Source organism: Paenibacillus sp. JNUCC-31, from assembly GCF_014844075.1.
Taxonomy (GTDB): domain Bacteria; phylum Bacillota; class Bacilli; order Paenibacillales; family Paenibacillaceae; genus Paenibacillus.
Genome location: NZ_CP062165.1, coordinates 5,952,254 through 5,971,176, shown reverse-complemented (window position 1 = coordinate 5,971,176; position 18,923 = coordinate 5,952,254). Strand labels below are relative to the sequence as shown.

Genomic DNA, 18,923 nt, shown 5'->3' with positions numbered 1-18,923 from the left:
CCTCAAAAATTATGAATTTGGGGTGGATAAATTTTACACAATTAATTAATTTAATTAAATAATTGAGCGGGCCTAGTGATCATCTCGGATAAATGGAATTCACAAGATTTTATCGATATTCTATCGTAAACACGGGAGAGTCAAGATCATTGATATAAATATTGAATTTTCCCGGTTCAACCGTTTGCTGCAGGCTGGTATCCAAGTATAGAAGATCACCCAAGGCCAGCGTCATCTGTACGGTAACGGTCTGATGCTCTGGTAGGTCCACGACTTGATACTTCTTCATCTCGCGCACAGGACGTACCGCCTTGGAGACAAGATCCTCAATGTACAGGATAGCGATTTCAGAATAGTTATACCCGCTTGGATTGCTCACCTGGAAAGAGATCGTCAATTCCTGATCGGCTGTCAGATGATCACGCGAAATTGTAAAGTCAGAATACTGCGCACCGCTATAGGTCAGCCCGTGCCCGAACGGGAACAGAGGCCCGATCTCACAGTCCTGATATCTGCTGCTGTAGCTTGATTCATTTGCCGGACGACCCGTGCTGTATTCATTGTAATAGATCGGCGCTTGCGCCGAATGACGCGGGAACGACATCGTCAGTTTGCCCGACGGAGTAGCTTGGCCTGTAATCAGCTCAGCAATCGCACTGCCGGCCTGTGTACCCGGATACCAGCACCATAAGAGCGCAGGGATATCATCAATAATGTTCTGTAGCGCGAGTGGCCGGCCCGAGAAAAAGACGCAAGCATACGGTTTGTTCGTCTGCTTGACTTCACGGATCAGCTGCTGCTGGCTGGCCTCCAGTTCGATATTCACACTGCTATGCCCTTCACCGCTTAATTTCCAGTCCTCCCCAACCGCTACAACAATATAATCGCATTGCTCCAGCTCAGCTTGAGGGCAGTCCTTCAGGGATTCATAGACTTGCAGATTGAATGAATCATCCACCTGCTTTAGCCCTTCCGCCAAGGTAACTACATCATCAAAGCTTCCTTTGCACGGCCAATTGCCCAGGAATTGATTGCTGCCAGCAAAAGGGCCGACGATGATGATCTTTTTGTATTCTTTGCGTATAGGCAGCATTTGTTCATTTTTCAGCAGCACACAGCTTCTCTTGGCAGCGTCCTTAGTATGATCCAGAAAGCGAGGATTCAGAATGACTTCGTCCTCACGAGCTTCGTCCACATAAGGATTTTCAAATAAACCCATTTCATTTTTAAGCTGCAAAATTTTCAGAACGGCCGTATCTATATCCTGGAGCAGCCCCGGATTTTCTTCTAGAATCTGTTCAAAATGCTCAAGATACAAAGTCGAGACCATTTCAATATCAATGCCCGCTTTTAAAGCCAATTCAGCAGCTTCCTTGCCATTGCCAGCAACGCGGTGATTCTGCAGTTCGGCGACTGCCCCCCAATCTGAGATTACAATATCGTCAAATTGATAGGCTCCTCTTAGGATTTCCTTCATCATCTGCTCACTCGCAGTTACAGGAACCCCGTTGAACGTGTTGAATGAACTCATCACAAATTTCGGCTTCTCTTGAAGCGCTATTTCATAAGGCTTGCCATAATAGGCATAGAATTCTCTCCAGGACATATCGACAGCGTTGTAGTCCTTCCCACCAATGCCAGCTCCATACGCCGCAAAATGCTTTAGACAGGCCGCTACTCCTGACTCGGCAATCTCTCCGTCCTCGCCTTTCTGATAGCCTCTAATCATCGCCCGGCCAAGATGGCCTGACAGCAGATGATCCTCGCCAAAGGATTCCATTACTCTTCCCCATCTGGAGTCGCGCACAAGGTCGACCATCGGAGAGAAATTAACATGTATGCCCGCAGCCCGCAATTCCGAAGCGGTATCCGCCGCTGCCTGCTGTACGATTCCCTCATCCCAGGTACAGGAGAGTCCAAGTGGTATTGGAAAAATCGTCCTGTATCCATGTATCGCATCGTGCATGAACAGCAACGGGATCTTGAGCCGTGACTTCTGCAAATATTCACTTTGAATCAGGTTCGTATACTTGGCGCTCGACACGCCGATAATGCTTCCCATCGTATATAGCGTATCTCCCTCAAGCATATGGCCCGGGAAGTCTGGGCCGGTCTCAACCATTTCGCTATCGATTTTGCCGACGTAATGTTCCCCGGTCGTCTGGGAGAGCTGTCCAATCTTCTCGGCGAGTGTCATCTCCTGAAGCAGTTCGGTGATTTTCTTGTTGTCCATATAAACCCCTTTATTTCCATTCCAGCTTAGGTAAAATATCTTGCTGCAATTTGCACATCTCGTCGATCATTGCACAGGCCTGGTAATAAGTGGGGGACTGAGGATCCAACAGGATCGCCTGCAGCAGCTTCGTCTTGGATCGCTCCACAAAAGCCTCGAGCAACAATTTATGGATCGTACCCTGAATATGAATCGTTCCAATAATCGCCGTCGGCAGTTCTACCGTCATCGGCTTCAGCATAATTCCTCTTCCGTTAACGATCGCCTGGGTCTCAACAACCATATCGTCAGGAAGTCCCTTGATTGCACCGTGGTTCGGTAAATTGACTGCGTTCAATTCAATCTCATCATCGAAGAAAATCGCTTCAATGATCGGAACTGCATATTCATTGCTGCGGCAAACCTTCGACTTATCGAAAATATAGGCCTCTTCCACCCATAGCTCCTGCGTCTGAACCTTCGAGAACAAGCCTTGGTCCAGATTGTTGCCGCTTGCACTGTATACGAATTCAGGGGTTCTGGAATCCTTCTCCCATAACTTCTCGCGAATTGGATCGTAGCGGTATTGCAAGGACAAACCAGCATAGAAATCCTCCGCATAAGAGATATATTCACCCACATGGTTGGTGCCTGGATAAGGGTAATATCCATAAGTGCGGTACATCGTTCTGGATAGCGCGACATGTTCGAATTGCGCCAGACGGTTGGCCTTCCGCTCCTTCTCATCAAATAAAGGATACAGATCCTCATCCGTCTTCTTGTTCCAGATCTTGGTGAAGAAACCGAAGTGGTTCAAGCCACCGCCTTCCATTCCGATATCTGCGATATCCATCTCCAGGAATTGGGAGAGCTGCTCGATCCCCATATCCAGTCCATGGCATAGACCGACGACTTTGATCGAGGTGAGTTTCGAGATAGCCTCAACCAATTTCGCTTCTGGATTCGTATAGTTAATGAACCAGGCGTCCGGGCAGACTCGTTCCATCGTCCGGGCGATTTCCAGCATCGGACCCAGGTTTCGCAGTGTATGGAACATCGAGCCAGGACCGCCGTTCTCACCGTAAATTTGCTTGCTTCCAAAGCGGCGAGGAATATGGAAATCCTGCGACCAATAGAAGTAGCGATTTACCTCAATCGCCACGATGACGAAATCAGCCTCCTGCAGAGCTGCTTCCAGGTTGGTCGTCTGCCAAATGTTCGCCGGATGCGAGAAGGCGGTAAACATATCTGTCGCATATTTATAGGTTCTTGCCACATTTTCTTCTTCAATGTCCATCAGGGCAATCTCCAGCTGGGCCTGAGTTTTCAAACGCTCGGACAGCACCATATCCTGAAGTGCCCCCAAAGCAAAGGACACACTGCCGGCTCCAATTAACGCAACTTTCATTTTCTTCATATTGTTCATGCTCCTTTATTGTTTTTTAACGCCATGTACCCTGCCCCAATCACTCCTGCATCTGGGCCGAATTTAGGCAAAGCTACCTTGACTTTGTCGCTTAAATGCTCAAACACTTTGGTTTTAGCGCTTTCAACAATTTTATCGATCAACCATTGGTTATTGTGAATGACTGCTCCTCCAATGACAAATATATCCGGATCGATCGTCTGCATTAATGAAGCAATCGCGCCCGAGAAGTACTCGACCCAGGTATTCACGACACCTGCCGCCTTCTCGTCATGCTGCCTGTATTTCTCAAACAATAAATGCGCAGTAGCCTCGCTGCCGTACAGATTTTGGCTCTCTTTCTCCAGGGCTCTGCCACTGCACAGAGCTTCGAGCGTGCCGGGATGTAATGGCGAATGGCTCTTGCCGTTATCAGCGATTACCATGCTGCCAATCTCTCCGGCATAGCCATGCGCACCGTGGAGCACCTGGTTATTCAGAATGATTCCGCTGCCGATCCCTGTACTGACTGTAATATAGATCGATTGTTCGTACGCCTGGGACGCGCCATGCTCTGATTCAAGCAGTGTCACGACATTTACATCATTCTCGAAATAAACTTCATAACCGGGAAAAAAACGCTTTATAAATTCAGTATTAGTCCCTTCAAGGCTTGGAATGTTGGTCGCATCATATATAATCTCGGTCCGTTCCTTCCAAGGAACAGGCAAGGCAATCCCTATCTTGTCCGCCGTCTTGTGATGATCCACTTTCTCGATCACTCGCTTGACAAACTTAAAAATTTCATCGGCACTTCTGAAATCGCTAGTCAATGCCGTCTCTTTTCGGACCAATTCCAACTGTTCATTCACTAACCCGACTCGTATGTTCGTTCCTCCAATATCCACTCCAATGACACTGTTACTCATAATGTGTACTCCTCAGTTTTTATTGCTATTTAATATATTTCGCTGCCTCCGAATCCAGGAAGAAATCAATATGTTCATAACCGAGCAGCTCCTGAGCAGGCAGCTTTGCTTCCGGATTTGTAAATATTTCTTTGACGATCCCGGCTTTGCGTTCACCGGTCATCGCTACAATCACCCGCTTGCTGCCCGCCACCTGACTTAGACCTAAGGTGATTCCTTTGTCCAATGCCGCAGGCTGATTGAAATATTTCTGGGCCACGGTTCTGGTCGTCTCCGACAAATCTACGACACTGCTGTGATCCAGCAACGGACAGCCTGGCTCATTCAAGCCAATATGTCCATTCATTCCAACCCCCATCAAACTGAACGTTATGGGATGCTGATTGATAAAGTGGTCGATTCTCTGACATTCCTGCTCCAAATCCGGCGCAGTCCCATCAAAAAATTCGATCTGTCCGGCGTCCAAATGGACAAGCGAGAATAAATCCTGATTCAGCATTTGATAGCAGCTTCCCTCAGACTCTCTGCTTATTCCGACCCACTCGTCCAGGCTGACAATTTTAAGCTGCTGAACCCTTGCATGAATCTCGTCGTCTTCGGCAAATTTCATGTAGCTCATCTGCGGTGTACTGCCTGACGCCAAGCAGAACACTGGATGTTCATCTGCCAGATGCGCTTTCATCTCTCTGGCAATGGCATCTGCAACATCCTCTTCAGTCTCAAAAATTTTTATCATCACGTTCACTTCCTATCCGGAAATTACTTTTATCATCTCATGCTGAAGCGAGAGTACGGCAGCTCCGACAGCTGTTGAATGATGCGAATCACTGTAAGTTATCGTTGGAGTCCACTCTACATACTGCCCGACATAATATCTTGTTCTCTCTAGAATCCGTTCGGGGAACAGCGCTACCGTCTTGCCGCTAATAATAATCCGGTCGATGTCGAGCAGACTGATGATATTAATCATCGTCAGGGCAAGATGCTTGCCTACATAATCTGCGCACACTTTGATGTCTGATTCAGAACTAAGATTATAGCTACTCAACAAATGCTGAATCCCCAGCTTGCTCTCGAGCCAGCCGACGGAGGACGGTGTTCTTCTGTACTCCGGGTCAAAGCACATATATTCCAGTTCACCCGCGCTTGCATTGAATCCCCTATGCAGCTCCTTATTGATAATCAGGCCGCCACCGATCCCGTCCCCTACTGCGATATGGACCAGATCAGACAGCATTTCCCCGGAGTTCTCCAGATTTCGGAATTCAGCTACTGTAGAAGCGTTTACATCGTTTTCAAGGAAAATAGGCAATTCAACCCGGTTAATCAGATTCTCAATGATCAGCTCATAATTGTAATCCTGCTCCTTGTTGTCTTGAACCCGCATTCTGATCGTTTTCTTCCTGGTGTTTATCGCCCCATCGACCCCGATCCCGATGCCCAGGACGACGCTATTCGTTTTTTTTGCTACATTCTTCATCCCCGAAATCATGTCTTCAAAAATCGAGATAAACTGTTCGCTATAAAACGGAATATCCGTCTCGATGGAGTACGAATCGATAATTTTGCTGTAAAGATTGATAAGCAGAGCAGTGATTCTGTTGCCTATGATTTGAATGCCGACGGTTACATAACTGTTCTCATTAAATCGGTATACCGTTCTTTTTCTTCCCAAGCCGCCAGAGCCCTCCCTGCTTTCTCCAGTAGCGGTCAACAATCCGATCTCTTCAAAGAAATTGATGATCTTGCTTACGGTTACAAAGCTCATCGCCGTCTTCTCGGCGATTTCGACCTTCGCCAATTCCGGATTCTGCATCACAATATCAAAGATGATCTTTCTATTCTCATCCTTAATGTCATTTGGCAAAAACGACTTCATCCTGTCACTCCTCCCCTTTATTAAATTCAATTAATTAATGTTGTTTAATAATTAAAGAAAAATATAAAGGCCGTATCCGACCCTTACGAATGATTATATACATATTGGGCTCTGTGTCAATAACTTTCGCCGAAGAACAAGTGAGCAGAACACATATGGAACTCGATCAACAGCCGAGATGGTAGCTTGAGCAGCAGACTGAACATTGCTCCGACTGATTAAACTGGAGATTGCTACATTCATGGCAGCTGCTCGATTTGACATCGGAAAAGTAAATTTCAACTTCCAAGCCGGCACAATAAGAGGATAAGTGCTTTTATAATATTAGACACGATATTGCTCCTCTCAAATCCGTTCATGTGTATAGCTCGAGAATTCAATCCTTGGCATTCCCTAAGAATACGGAGGATGAATAAGCCAGCAGCGTCGTTAAATGCGTATAGTAATATTGAACCCCATGCTCCAGACGTCTCGGCGTTATTTCAAGATTCCCTGCCGTACCCGCTACCATACCCAATTTAATGATTTTGGAGAAAGCATCATCCATAACCTTTTGTACCACAGGATGCCCGGCATTTCCGGGATGTCCAAGAGATTGAGAAAGGTCGGACGGACCTATAAACAACACATCAATTCCTTCAATTTTAGCGATAGAATCAAGGTTATCCACAGCATCCTTGTCCTCAATTTGGACGCAGACCAACAGATCTTCATTAGCCTGCTCGGCATATTCGGTTAACGAAATCCCAAATCCGTAATTGGCAGAGCGTGTTCCCACGGCCAAGCTTCGTTTGCCGATCGGATGGTATTTTACAGCATTGATAATTTCCTGAGCCTCTGCCGCAGAGCTGACGTGGGGCGCTTGTATCCCCATCACACCACGATCCATGTATTGCCCGATCAGCTCCGGATCGTTTTTTTGCGGTCTAATGATCGGTGTAATGTTGCTCGCTTCGGCTGCCATGACCATGTATTCAACGGTTTCCAAGGTGATGGAACCATGCTCGCAATCAATCAGCACCCAATCGTAGCCTAGTTTCCCGGCCATTTCTACAAGCTGGACAGAAGGGATCATAATGGAGACCCCTAACGCCGCTTTACCTGCTAAAAGTTTTTGCTTCATCTTGTTTCGCAAAGCAGTACCCCCTTAAAACATTCGTATTTTTATTTAATCCATACAAGTTAATCATTTATTCACGACTTAATCGTTTAATCAGGTTAGCCAGCAGCCTTGTTCTCGGTACCAAGCTTTCGATATCCAAAAACTCCTCCGCCGTATGCGCGTTACCGCCTCGCGGACCTAGCGCATCAATCGTAGCTACCCCTACTGCCGAAGTCAGGTTTCCGTCCGACCCTGAACCGATTTTCATATCCGTTAACGACTCTCCCAGCTGCAGCGCTTCTTCTTGCACGATTTTCAATAAATGCTCAGATTTCACAGTTTTGATCATCGGCGGTCTTGTAATACTGCCTTTCAAGACTAACGTTGTTCCTTCAGTCGTTGCCGCCCCGCAAATATCTCTGATTTTGCGCTCCAACTCCATAGCCTGTTCCAATGTCTCCATTCGTACATCAATTGAAGCCTTGGCATGGGCAGCAATTGTGTTGGGCGTCGTTCCGCCGCTAATCACCCCGACATTGACATGTACGCCTGCACCTGGATCAGTCAGCGCATGAAGTTGAATAATTTTATGCGCAAGTTCGCCAATGGCGCTTCGCCCCTTTTCCGGTTCTTCCCCGGAATGCGCCGCCTTACCGGTTACATGCAATTCGAATTTACCCCCGCCGCGCCGTCCGGTTATAAGCCTCCCGGTCATATCGCTCGGTTCAACGATCAACGCATACTTCACGCTTGCCGCTTCACGCTCAATCAATTCCCTGGAATAAATCGAACCATGCTCTTCATCCGAATTCAGAATGATTTTGACCCGCTTGAAGCTCTCGTCGCCTCGTTCAATCAATGATTTTATCGCAAACAGCGTCATGACCAAGCTGGCCTTCATATCGTATATGCCGGGACCGTAAGCAAAGGATTCATCTTGTGAAAATGGCCGGCTTTGTGCGGTACCCACAGGAAATACCGTATCCATATGTCCAATAATCAAGATGTCCGGGTGCTGTTCCTCAGGATGAACAATGACCAAATGATCCCCCCGCTCAGACTGCTGATCGACCGTAACCTGAAATCCAAGAGCCTGATAAGCAGAAGCCAGCACATCCCCCACCTGCTCCACACCCGCTTTATAAAACGTCCCGCTATCGATATTGACAATCTTCTCGATCAGGTCAAGCATGTCCGCTTCCTTGTTATCCCAAAAATTTGTCGACATCGTATCTCATCCTTTCTTTGCGGCTTTCAAAAGAGATTCTTTCGTATTTTCACAAAAACAATCGGTGAGATATGTCGATCCATTCACATTAGCGATCTGAATTCCTTTTACTCGTTCGGAATCCGCATATAATTCTTCATACTTCACAGCATCGTGCTGAACTGCCTGCTCTTCGCAACCTTTCAGACCTTCAAATAAAACCCTTCCTGTAAAGCCGCTTTCACCCGTGACCCCAACCAGATGCAAGGCCGTTGGCGCAATGTCAATAATGCCTGCCGGAATGTCCGTCACATGACCTTTTTTAAAGCTTGGGCCGATTCCCATGCAAAACGGTCGCATATCCTCATTTCGGATAGAGCCATGGTAGGCTTTATTCTCCGTCTTGGAGTTTAAATAATGAACAACGCCTTGAATGCCATCCTGATTTTTTTCATCGGTCCACGCTGGAACAACGGCCAACAGAGGGGCTCTCTCGTGAGTAATGCTTCCGATCACTGCACTCAAAGGCAGAGCATTGTTCAGTTGCTGATGAAGCGGTTCTCTCGCCAATAGCATACCGCACCAAGGTTGAGCGGATAACCAGTCAGCGAACGCCTGCAATTCCTCGACTTGATTCTCGTCCCCATAAATAAAAGCGTCCACTGCGATAAAATTCAGTTCTCTATTCAATTCTTTCCGGGCTTGATTCACATAATGCTCCAGACTACCGACCATGTTCGCTGTCGAATGTCCGTGATCGCTGATGAGCATGATATCCAATTCATTCTCGAGGCCAAGTTGAGAGACAGCCTCCAAAATCTCGGACAAATATTGATCCACTAGCCTTAGGGCTTGTTTAGCCTCTTGCGAACCAATGCCGCAATAATGTTGCGTTTCATCCGGTTCGGGAAGCCACAGCACCATAACGGTATTCTGTTCATCGGGCAATTGCTGTTCAATGAGCGTGCGAACAGCCCATAAAGTGCGTTCTTTCTTGCGGATCGAAACATCGGTTTCCTCAGCGGCCGGGCCTCGCGCAGCATGCATTTCGCTAAGCTCTGGAAGACCATAGTCGGTAGACGGATTCATGACATGCTGCGGATGATTAAAATTCCAGAGCAATGAAGCTCCGGGCGAACTTCCGCCCGAAACCGTCAAGCGCAAGTTCGCTTGGGCCAATCTGTCCCCGAGCGTCGGACGCAAGAGCAGCTCTTCCCCCGTTCGCTGCTGGAATTGCAATATTTCCCGATGGTCACCTGTCTGCAGCAGTCCGTCTTCCGAAAAGTGAGGCGCGTACATGAGATTGCCCATCAAACCATGCTGCCCTGGATAGGATCCAGTTGTTAATGAGGCCATGCACACCCGTGTCAGCGATGGAAAAGCCGAATAAAAAGATTTGAACAGCGTGCCGCTTTGCATTAACCGGCAATACGTAGGCATCGTATCGGCTTTAACCTGATCGGGCCTTAATCCGTCCGTTCCGATAATAAGTACCCGCCGTCCCGAAGGACTTTTCTTCTCAGCCGTTTTCCCCATGGTTTCTCAGTCCTTTTTTATCAAATTGTCATTCGTTTTTTAGCTACACTCTATTTCTTCAACAGCTCACGTATCTTGTCGGCGGCTTCCTTCATTGATTCTTGGGCCGGAACATTTTCGGCATAGGTTTTTCCGAGCGCATTTTGAATTTCAGTCTCAATCTTTTCGAAGTCAGGCACAACCGGGATTCCCCTACCGTACGGAAGTTGGTCGACAGTGGTTTTGAAGAACGGATTTTCTTCATAAAACTTCACCATTTCAGGCGCTTCAATGGCAGATTTTCGAATCGGCATATATCCGGTATGCTGGGCAAAATAAATGGTTTGTTGCTTATCGGTAAGGAACTTGATGAACTTCCAGGCCGCATCTTGCTTTTCCTTTGGTGCCTTCGCCACAATAGCGAGATTCCCCCCGGAAGTCGAAGGAACAGCATATTCTTTAAACTTTGGCACAAAATCGACGCCAAGCTTAAACTTGACATTGTTTTGGATCTGGTTCAGGTCTCCTGTCGAGGCCAGCAAGAAAGCTACCTTGCCGTTTTGAAAATTGATCATTTCCTGATCGCCGTCTCTATTCCCGCCGAGAGGCTGCATCATGATTTTATCGTCATATATCATTTTCCGGTACATTTCCAGACCTTGAATCGCTGGCGCTTGATCGATCACAACATCCTTTTGATCCGGGCTAAGAATATCTCCGCCATTGGACCACATCAACGAGTAGTAGTAGAGGGGCGGCAGCAATGAAGCATAGCCGAATCGTTCTGTCTTCCCATCTTTAACGACGGTCGCTTTCTTCGCGGCGGCCATCATTTCATCCCAAGTGGTTACCGGGTGCTCCAGATCAAGCCCGATCTCCTTCACGATATCTTTGTTGTAATACAAGATCGGTGTACTCCGGTTGAAGGGAATGGTGTATGTCTTTCCTTCGATTAAAGTGTTGTCTACAAAGCTGTCCACAAAATCGCTGTAGTTAAACTCCGGATCATTTTGAATATAAGGGTCAAGCGGCAGCAATGCTTTATTGTAAGCAAAAGCCGGCCAGAATCTGGCGTTCAACTGAACAACATCCGGTACAGCATTGCCCACAATTGCCGTCAATAATTTCTTGCCGATATTATTCGTACTTTCCTGGAACACCGCATTAACCTTCACTTCATCTTGCGATTGATTAAATTGTTCGACCAGATCTTTGGTAGTTTCCCCGATCACGCCGCTATTGCCGTACCAAAACTCAATCTCCACCGGATTTCCCTGCTTGTTATTTTGCTGTGATGTAGTGGAAGACGAAGCTCCTTGCCCGCAACCTGCAAGTACCATAACCAAACTTGATGCCACGAGAACACTTTTAATGAATTTACTTTTCAATGGTTTCACCTCGTTTTTTTTAATGGTATATCGCTTACTTTAAACCCGTAGTGGCCACGCCTTTTACAATAAACTTCTGCATGGAAATGAATAATACGGCTAATGGGGCGATAATAACTGCAGCAGCGGCCATGACCAGATTCCACTGCGTTCCTCCGCTCCCTCCGCCCCCTTCTTCCATAAATCGCGACAGTCCTAACTGAACGGTCCGCAAATTTTCATTATTGGTCACAATGAGCGGCCAAAACAATTCATTATAATTCCAGATAAAGGACAACAAAATATACGTCACAACTGCTGCTCCCGATAAAGGCATCATGAGATGGCGCATGATTCTGGTGTGTCCGCAGCCATCGAGAATGGCGGCTTCCTCAAGCTCTTTCGGCACTTGCATAAAGGCTTGCCTCAGCATAAATATGCCAAAGGCTTTTACGGTGAATGGCGCGATCAAGCCCATATACGAATCCACCCAACCGAGTTGTTTGATCGTCAAAAAATTAGGGATAAACGTAACTTGGTCCGGAATCATCATGGTAGCGAGAACCAAGAGAAAGAGAATACCGCTTCCCTTAAAACGCAGCCTGGCAAAAGCATAAGAAGCCGGGATGATCAACAGCAGTTGCACCATGATCGTGGCGCTTGCTGTAAATAGGCTATTGAATAGATACCGGGCCAGCGGAGCCATTTTCCATATTTCCACGTAGTTTTCCCAGCGGAATACTTCCGGGATCAACGTAGGAGGAAACACGTACACTTGATCGGCACTCTTTAATGAACTGCTCAACATCCATATAAAAGGAAATAATATAACGATTGAAAAAAGACTCAAAAGGGCGAATCCGAACCATTTAAATGCAAATTGCTTCAATCTCATTGATAGTGCACCCACCTTTTGGAGACTTTCATCTGGATAAATGTGATGAGCATAAGGATAACAAAAAGCACCGATGAGGCTGCGGAAGCATAACCGATATCAAAAAATTCAAAGGCATGCTGGTAAATGTAATAAATGATCATATTTGTGCTTTCTGCCGGCCCGCCACGGGTCATCGTAAACAGCAGATCGAAATCTTCAAAAGAGCCAATCAACGCGACGATCAGCACAAAGAAGATATACGGAGAGAGCAGCGGCAGCGTAATCCGGGTAAACAACTGCAGCCTTCCTGCTCCATCCATCTTGGCCGCTTCATACAGGGAGTCCGCTATATTTTGCTTGCCGGCCAGCAGAATCACCATGTAGTAGCCGACTACCTTCCAGACTTTCGTAATGATTAGCGCAGCCATGGCCCACCCCGGCTTTGCCAGCCAGGGAGCGGGAGGAATAGAGAAGAAATCTAGCACCCAGTTGATCAGACCAAAATTCTGGTTGTACATCCATACCCATAGAGTTCCTATAGCCGCCATAGGCGTAATGTAGGGCAAAAATACGACCGATCGAAACAACCTGACTCCCCGCAGTTTTTCGTCCAGTACAACAGCCAGTACAGTAGCCAGCAAAACCGTAAACCCAACGGAGAAGATACCAAATATAAACGTGTTTCCTACGACACTCCAAAATTCGGACGAGGTAAACATCCGCGAATAATTGCCTGCGAAAATCCAATTAAAATCAGGGGTAATCAGATTCCAGTCTGTCAGGCTCAGAAAAAAAGTCATACCCATCGGATACAGATGAAATACAACAAGAAGAATAATGGCTGGAAAAACCAATACATAAGCAGTTAAATTCGTGTACACCCATTTGGCTATGCTTGTTTTGTTTGTCACCGTTTGCCCGCTCAAACCCCTCTTCCTCTCCCAAACCAGATGTTTATCCATATGCACTCCCTTGCATCGATTGATGGCTTACAAATTTGAATCATACTAGGAATCATTTCAGATTCTCCGTTCTCATTTTCAATAGAGACAATGCCGCCCTGATCAGGGCAACAGCCTCCTGCAATTGTGCCAGGGATGTAGCATAGGAAAGCCGAATAAATTGGGGAGCCTGGAACATGTCCCCCGGCGTTACGACGACACCTACTTGATGCAGCAAATATTCGGCAAAGTCCTTGCTATCAGCAATCGTCCCCTCCTCATAAACTGAACCAAAGTAATGGGACACATCCACCATCAAGTAAAAAGCGCCTCTCGCATTGGGACATGACAATCCCCGAATCGATTGAATTTCACGAATCAGATACTGCCTTCGTTCATCAAAGGATTTTGTCATTTCCTGAACCGAATCCCCCTCATCTTTGAGCGCCGCAATCGCCGCATATTGACCGATCGAGCTTGGATTGGAGGTGGTGTAGCTTTGAATGACCGTCATGGCGCGAATCACAGGCAATGGGCCGCAGGCGTAACCGATTCGCCAGCCCGTCATGGCATACGCCTTGGATAACCCGTTGATCGTAATCGTCCGTGCTTTAATTTCCTCGCTCAAAGCAGCGATCAAGGGAACTTTCTCGCCATAGTTCAAATATTCATAGATTTCATCCGCAATAATGTAAAGATCATGTCGAACAGCGATCATGCCGATGGCATACAACGTTTCTTGATCAAGCACCGTTCCGGTCGGATTATTGGGATTTGTCAGCAAAATAGCCCGCGTCCTGGAAGTTATTTTACTGGCAAGCCGCTCCACGTTGAGCTGAAAGTCTTGTTCCGGTTCGGTTTCAACAAACACAGGGACCGCCCCTGCGTATGCGATCATTTCCGGGTAACTCCCCCAGCAGGGTATCGGTAAAAGAACTTCGTCGCCCTCGTTGCAAATCGAGAGCAACGCATTCGCCACGGCTTGTTTGGCTCCAGTGGTGATGACCACCTCCTCCGGGCTATAACTAAGATCGTTGTCTCTCTTCAGTTTGTCGCAAACAGCCTGCCGAACATCATGTGTCCCCTGCACGGGCGTATACTTCGTTACGCCTTTGATAATCGCTTCTATACCTGCATAAGCGATATGGATCGGTGTGGGAAAATCCGGTTCACCCACGTTAAGAGCGATAAGCTTGCGGCCTGATCGGCGAAGTGCTTCGACTTTATCTCTTAATTCCGCTCCGATATAAGGATTTAGCGTGCGGGCACGATGACTCAGTTGATAATTCAATGGTTGACTTCCCCTTTCGTTTCATGTGGTTTCTACAATGGAATCTTAACATCCAAATGTAATATAGGTGTAAAAACAACATATTATTATTGTAAATTTTATAAAAACCAATATAAACCAAAATAAAAACAACACCTCGTTTGTTTCCAAACGAGGTGTTGTTTTTATAGCAATTCTCTTGAATTTAAATAGAAATCCATTTTAGTGAGGACAAATCAGTGTGTGGTTTCCATTCTTCTGGCAAGTCCGTATCCGTAATAATCATGTCCACTTCAAGCAGGGAAGATACTTTATACAGATGCTTGACGCCCATTTTTGAAGCATCCGCTACCAGCACTTTCTTTTGGCTTTGAGTGAGAAGGCTTTTCGTCATTTGCGCGCTCTCGCTTTGAAACGTACTGATATTTTCAGGCGTAAAGCCTCCGCAGGAAAAAAAAGCTTTGTTTACGGTAATGTCCCTTAACATGTCTTGAGCGAGTACCCCTCCCATCCCCATGGAAGAAACTTGAAGCTCTCCGCCGATCTGAATCACTCTCCCGTCAAATTCGCCATTTCGCTTATATTGAGCGAATTCAAATATGATCGGAACGGAATTGCTGACCACCGTAAGCTCCTTTTTGTCTCTTAAGAATGGCGGCATTTGGGCAACAGTGCTTCCTGCCTGAAGGAATATAATATCATTGTCCTCCACCCAATTTGCGGCCTCGACAGCCAGTTTTCTTTTAACCTCCAGATTGATCGACTCTCGATCGTTATATATCCATTCCAGCTTTTGATGGCTCGTTTTGATCGCTCCGCCAAATATTTTTTTTAGTTTGTTCAGACTCTCTAATTTGTCCAGATCTCGCCGAATCGTCTCGGTTGTCACGCCGAATTTTTCGGCAAGCTCTTTTACATAAACTTTGTCGTGCTCCTCCAGTTCCTTCAATATCTCTTTCCTTCTTTTCTCCACTTCGCTATAGGAAGAATGCATGCTTACCCTCCATACTCTGTATGACATTCTATTGCATTTATCTTAACTGAATCACACCAAAGAATCCATGGGGAAATGACATATTTAACTTTGTTTTTGGCCATTTACAATATAAAAACCACATATCAAAAAGGGCTTCCGTTTCATTCATTCAACTATTGTTCTCCTTTAGTGCACAAACCTTTATAAAGTGGATAAGATTAGGATCGATATATATACTAAATGTTATGTGGATAAGATTCTCTTAGAAATATCTAAAATTTCCTGATGAAGTTCCATACTGGCAGCAAGAATACTACTACCTGAAAGATGTATATTAATCTGATCTCCGTTCAAACAAGTAATTTTACCGCCAGCTTCTTCGACTAACAATTTACCTGCCGCAAAATCCCACGGTTTCTGAAGAGAACTAAAATACACATTGAATCGTCCGCAGGCCACGTAAGCCAATTCCAGAGAGCCGCATCCAATCATGCGTATTCCTCTTGACTCATTGGCTATATGTTGTACAAAACTTTCAAATCCAAGTTTCTTTTCATTCTGATCATATCGAATGTATGTAGAAATTAATGAATTGCTTAATGCCACTGATGAAGAATTCATCAAAAGTCGTTTATTGTTCAGATAGGCACCTGAACCTTTCTCTGCCCAAAAGAGTTCATCATTAGAAGGATTATAAACGGCCCCACAAATCCCTTGTCCATTCTGGTATAAAGCGATTGAAATCGCAAAACATTGTTTCTGATGCACATAGTTAGTTGTCCCGTCGATGGGATCAACAATCCAAATGAAGTCATTCGGCTCAAAAACTTCCCCTGTATAACTTTCCTCACCCATAATTTTGTGATGAGGAAAGTCTTTCTTTATTCGTTGTACTACCATTTGCTCATTTTGGCGGTCTACGAATGTAACTAATTCTTTATGCGATGCTTTCGAACCTGCATCAATATGTCCTTCCAAGTGCCGCAAACTATTTTTTCCTGTCTCGATGACACATTCTTTGAGAACGTTAAGGTATTGATTAGACATTTATATACCTCCGTTTAAGTTCTGATGGTCTACATATCACTTACAAGATTTTACTGCGACGATTACAAACCTCTCCATTATCGTAGTCCGTTAGCATAATCATAGGGTTACCCCGTTACTTTGTGGTTCTTGAAGCCTTCCATTCCATCGCTTTTCTTTCGATTTTCAATACAAGGTGTTTTTTTGCGTTAATATACGATTCGATATTGTATAGTTAAAACCTCCTTCATCTTCACTTGTACTAGCCTCGTTTTCCCGGGCACTGCTCTCCACATGGCTTTTCCACCACAGGCCCTCATACGAAATCTGTGAACTTTTTTTGGCATCTTGGCATCACCACGTCGAATTCCGACCATGGTTATGAACTTCCTCTCATTCGTCCATACTATAAGCTACGAATAAAACGTCATCACGTATGGCAGGGGAGGAAGCATCATGAACCGGAAAAGCCCGCATCATCTCAATCAACCTGCAGCAGAATTACCCGTTCCACTTGAATTCGACCGTAGTTGGCTGACCCAACTGGAGTCCAGACTCGATAAAGGCGGCCCATGGGGTGATTACAGACTCTTTCAACTTGCCATTCAAGCGGAAGAGACGAATTTGATTCCCAACTTTGATGAAATCCAGTGCCTGAAGCATTTACAGGGACTCACCCCGCTTCCACACCAGATGGATACGGCACGCAAAGTATTATTTGAAATGTCAGGCCGTGCCATTCTAGCCGATGAGGTTGGACTAGGTAAAACAATTGAAGCTGGGCTGATTCTGAAAGAATATATGGTCCGTGGACTCGTATCCAAAGTTCTGATTCTCGTACCTGCGTCCCTTGTACTGCAATGGGTCCGGGAACTGAATTCCAAATTTGGCATCCCTGCGATTGCACAGAAAAAAGCCTATTCCTGGCAAAATGAAATCGTGGTTGCCTCCATGGATACAGCGAAGCGTGACCCGCATAAAGATATGCTGCTGAATACGGATTACGACATGATTATTATCGACGAGGCTCATAAGCTCAAAAATAAAAAAACGACCAACTATCAATTCATGCTGAAGTTGCGGAAAAAGTACTGCCTTTTGCTCACGGCTACGCCGGTACAGAATGACATGAGCGAGCTGTTTAATCTCATTAACCTGCTCAAGCCGGGACAGCTTGGTCGTCAAGGTGATTTTGCGGCCAATTTTGTAGTGGACAAACGTATTCCGAAAAATCAGGAGCAGCTCAAGGATGAGTTATCCAAAGTCATGATCCGTAACCGCCGCGGCGAAGGACCTGTTCAATTCACCAAACGGAACGTGTCTAATGTGAATTTGCAGCTATCGGCCGAAGAACAGGCCCTATATGATGGTGTAACTTCCTTTGTGAAAGATCAGTATCAGGAAGCGGGCGGCAACCTGAGCAGCATGCTTTCCCTGGTCACCTTGCAGCGTGAAGTGTGCAGCAGCCGGGATGCCGTATTTGTAACACTGGTCAATCTGTCAAAGAAACTTCCACTGGACTCTCCGCTGCGGGACAAGATATGGGAACTGGTTGCGCACATTAAAGCGATCAAGGAAAATACCAAAGCCGAGAAAACGATGGAACTCGTTCGTGACATGAATGAGAAAGTTATCATTTTCACCGAATACCGTGCCACACAAGAGTACTTGCTCAATTATTTTCGCAACAACGGTCTTACCGCAGTTCCTTACCGAGGCGGTATGAATCGGGGGAAAAAAGACTGGATGATGGACCTCTTCCGCGGCCGCGTACAGGCGATGATTGCAACCGAAGCAGGCGGTGAGGGAATCAATCTTCAATTCTGCCATCACATGATCAACTTCGATCTGCCCTGGAATCCCATGCGTGTAGAGCAGCGGATCGGCCGCGTACACCGATTGGGACAGCAAAATGACGTCAATATCTACAACCTGTCGACGACGGGTACCATTGAAGAACACATTCTGAATCTGCTGCATGAAAAGATCAATATGTTTGAGATGGTCATTGGTGGACTGGATGTCATTCTGGAACGGCTGGAGAAGAAGGAATCCATTGAGAAAAGTTTGTACAAAATTATGCTTGAGTCCCAAAATGAAGAGGATATACGCCGTAAAATGGATTCACTTGGACAATCGCTGAACTCCATTCAGCGTGAAGTTGCAAGTCAGGCTCCGGTCGTGACCGGGGTTGATCTTCGCAAAGGAGGTCTCTGA

The 18,923-nt window shown here is 46.1% G+C and carries 15 protein-coding genes; 1 reads left to right on the top strand and 14 read right to left on the bottom strand.

Translation table 11 applies throughout. The annotated features are described in order from the left end of the window. Window positions 1-109 precede the first annotated feature (109 nt). The 14 genes from JNUCC31_RS26345 to JNUCC31_RS26280 all read right to left on the bottom strand — a co-directional run bounded on the left by JNUCC31_RS26345 (window position 110) and on the right by JNUCC31_RS26280 (window position 16,727). Window positions 110-2,233, bottom strand: a complete 2,124-nt coding sequence (locus JNUCC31_RS26345) for a glycoside hydrolase family 3 N-terminal domain-containing protein (RefSeq protein ID WP_192266060.1) — start codon at window positions 2,231-2,233, stop codon at window positions 110-112. A gap of 10 nt (window positions 2,234-2,243) precedes the next feature. Further along, complete coding sequence (locus JNUCC31_RS26340; RefSeq protein WP_192266057.1) at window positions 2,244-3,629, bottom strand: family 4 glycosyl hydrolase; 1,386 nt, start codon at window positions 3,627-3,629, stop codon at window positions 2,244-2,246. Window positions 3,630-3,634: 5 nt separating this feature from the next. Next, on the bottom strand, window positions 3,635-4,546 hold the full coding sequence (locus JNUCC31_RS26335; protein ID WP_192266055.1) for an ROK family protein: 912 nt from the start codon (window positions 4,544-4,546) through the stop codon (window positions 3,635-3,637). Window positions 4,547-4,571: 25 nt separating this feature from the next. Next, entirely contained in the window at window positions 4,572-5,282 is a 711-nt protein-coding gene (locus tag JNUCC31_RS26330) for a 6-phosphogluconolactonase (RefSeq protein ID WP_192266053.1), read from the bottom strand. 12 nt (window positions 5,283-5,294) lie between these two features. Further along, entirely contained in the window at window positions 5,295-6,425 is a 1,131-nt protein-coding gene (locus tag JNUCC31_RS26325) for an ROK family protein (protein ID WP_192266051.1), read from the bottom strand. Window positions 6,426-6,801: 376 nt separating this feature from the next. Further along, window positions 6,802-7,548, bottom strand: coding sequence for an HpcH/HpaI aldolase family protein (locus tag JNUCC31_RS26320; RefSeq protein ID WP_192273355.1), 747 nt, complete (start codon window positions 7,546-7,548; stop codon window positions 6,802-6,804). Between the two features lie 67 nt (window positions 7,549-7,615). Next, window positions 7,616-8,755 carry a M20 family metallopeptidase gene (locus JNUCC31_RS26315; RefSeq protein WP_192266048.1) on the bottom strand — a complete coding sequence of 380 codons (1,140 nt, stop codon included), beginning with the start codon at window positions 8,753-8,755 and terminating at the stop codon, window positions 7,616-7,618. Window positions 8,756-8,761: 6 nt separating this feature from the next. Beyond that, window positions 8,762-10,270 (bottom strand): alkaline phosphatase family protein, encoded by a 1,509-nt coding sequence (locus JNUCC31_RS26310; protein ID WP_192266046.1) that lies wholly within the window; start codon window positions 10,268-10,270, stop codon window positions 8,762-8,764. A gap of 50 nt (window positions 10,271-10,320) precedes the next feature. Next, on the bottom strand, window positions 10,321-11,646 hold the full coding sequence (locus JNUCC31_RS26305) for an ABC transporter substrate-binding protein (RefSeq protein ID WP_228469258.1): 1,326 nt from the start codon (window positions 11,644-11,646) through the stop codon (window positions 10,321-10,323). A 25-nt stretch (window positions 11,647-11,671) separates the two neighbouring features. Continuing rightward, a complete protein-coding gene (locus JNUCC31_RS26300; RefSeq protein WP_228469257.1) occupies window positions 11,672-12,511 on the bottom strand; it encodes a carbohydrate ABC transporter permease in 840 nt (279 codons plus the stop codon). Further along, on the bottom strand, window positions 12,508-13,404 hold the full coding sequence (locus JNUCC31_RS26295) for a carbohydrate ABC transporter permease (RefSeq protein ID WP_228469256.1): 897 nt from the start codon (window positions 13,402-13,404) through the stop codon (window positions 12,508-12,510). The genes JNUCC31_RS26300 and JNUCC31_RS26295 overlap by 4 nt, the downstream gene beginning before the upstream one ends. Window positions 13,405-13,507: 103 nt before the next feature. Further along, window positions 13,508-14,725 carry a pyridoxal phosphate-dependent aminotransferase gene (locus JNUCC31_RS26290; RefSeq protein ID WP_192266040.1) on the bottom strand — a complete coding sequence of 406 codons (1,218 nt, stop codon included), beginning with the start codon at window positions 14,723-14,725 and terminating at the stop codon, window positions 13,508-13,510. A 184-nt stretch (window positions 14,726-14,909) separates the two neighbouring features. Continuing rightward, the gene (locus JNUCC31_RS26285) at window positions 14,910-15,698 is read right to left on the bottom strand and encodes a DeoR/GlpR family DNA-binding transcription regulator (protein WP_192266038.1); all 789 of its coding nucleotides are present in this window, start codon (window positions 15,696-15,698) and stop codon (window positions 14,910-14,912) included. A gap of 225 nt (window positions 15,699-15,923) precedes the next feature. Then, the gene (locus JNUCC31_RS26280) at window positions 15,924-16,727 is read right to left on the bottom strand and encodes an inositol monophosphatase family protein (RefSeq protein WP_192266035.1); all 804 of its coding nucleotides are present in this window, start codon (window positions 16,725-16,727) and stop codon (window positions 15,924-15,926) included. A 435-nt stretch (window positions 16,728-17,162) separates the two neighbouring features. Here JNUCC31_RS26280 and JNUCC31_RS26275 point away from each other — a divergent pair, with 435 nt between their 5' ends. Next, window positions 17,163-18,923 carry a DEAD/DEAH box helicase gene (locus tag JNUCC31_RS26275; RefSeq protein WP_192266033.1) on the top strand — a complete coding sequence of 587 codons (1,761 nt, stop codon included), beginning with the start codon at window positions 17,163-17,165 and terminating at the stop codon, window positions 18,921-18,923.

Bases quoted from the DNA above. Each gene is read 5' to 3' on its own strand.
- JNUCC31_RS26345 (WP_192266060.1), bottom strand. From the start codon at position 2,233: ATGGACAACAAGAAAATCACCGAACTGCTTCAGGAGATGACACTCGCC.
- JNUCC31_RS26340 (WP_192266057.1), bottom strand. From the start codon at position 3,629: ATGAAGAAAATGAAAGTTGCGTTAATTGGAGCCGGCAGTGTGTCCTTT.
- JNUCC31_RS26335 (WP_192266055.1), bottom strand. From the start codon at position 4,546: ATGAGTAACAGTGTCATTGGAGTGGATATTGGAGGAACGAACATACGA.
- JNUCC31_RS26330 (WP_192266053.1), bottom strand. From the start codon at position 5,282: ATGATAAAAATTTTTGAGACTGAAGAGGATGTTGCAGATGCCATTGCC.
- JNUCC31_RS26325 (WP_192266051.1), bottom strand. From the start codon at position 6,425: ATGAAGTCGTTTTTGCCAAATGACATTAAGGATGAGAATAGAAAGATC.
- JNUCC31_RS26320 (WP_192273355.1), bottom strand. From the start codon at position 7,548: ATGAAGCAAAAACTTTTAGCAGGTAAAGCGGCGTTAGGGGTCTCCATT.
- JNUCC31_RS26315 (WP_192266048.1), bottom strand. From the start codon at position 8,755: ATGTCGACAAATTTTTGGGATAACAAGGAAGCGGACATGCTTGACCTG.
- JNUCC31_RS26310 (WP_192266046.1), bottom strand. From the start codon at position 10,270: ATGGGGAAAACGGCTGAGAAGAAAAGTCCTTCGGGACGGCGGGTACTT.
- JNUCC31_RS26300 (WP_228469257.1), bottom strand. From the start codon at position 12,511: ATGAGATTGAAGCAATTTGCATTTAAATGGTTCGGATTCGCCCTTTTG.
- JNUCC31_RS26285 (WP_192266038.1), bottom strand. From the start codon at position 15,698: ATGCATTCTTCCTATAGCGAAGTGGAGAAAAGAAGGAAAGAGATATTG.
- JNUCC31_RS26280 (WP_192266035.1), bottom strand. From the start codon at position 16,727: ATGTCTAATCAATACCTTAACGTTCTCAAAGAATGTGTCATCGAGACA.
- JNUCC31_RS26275 (WP_192266033.1), top strand. From the start codon at position 17,163: ATGAACCGGAAAAGCCCGCATCATCTCAATCAACCTGCAGCAGAATTA.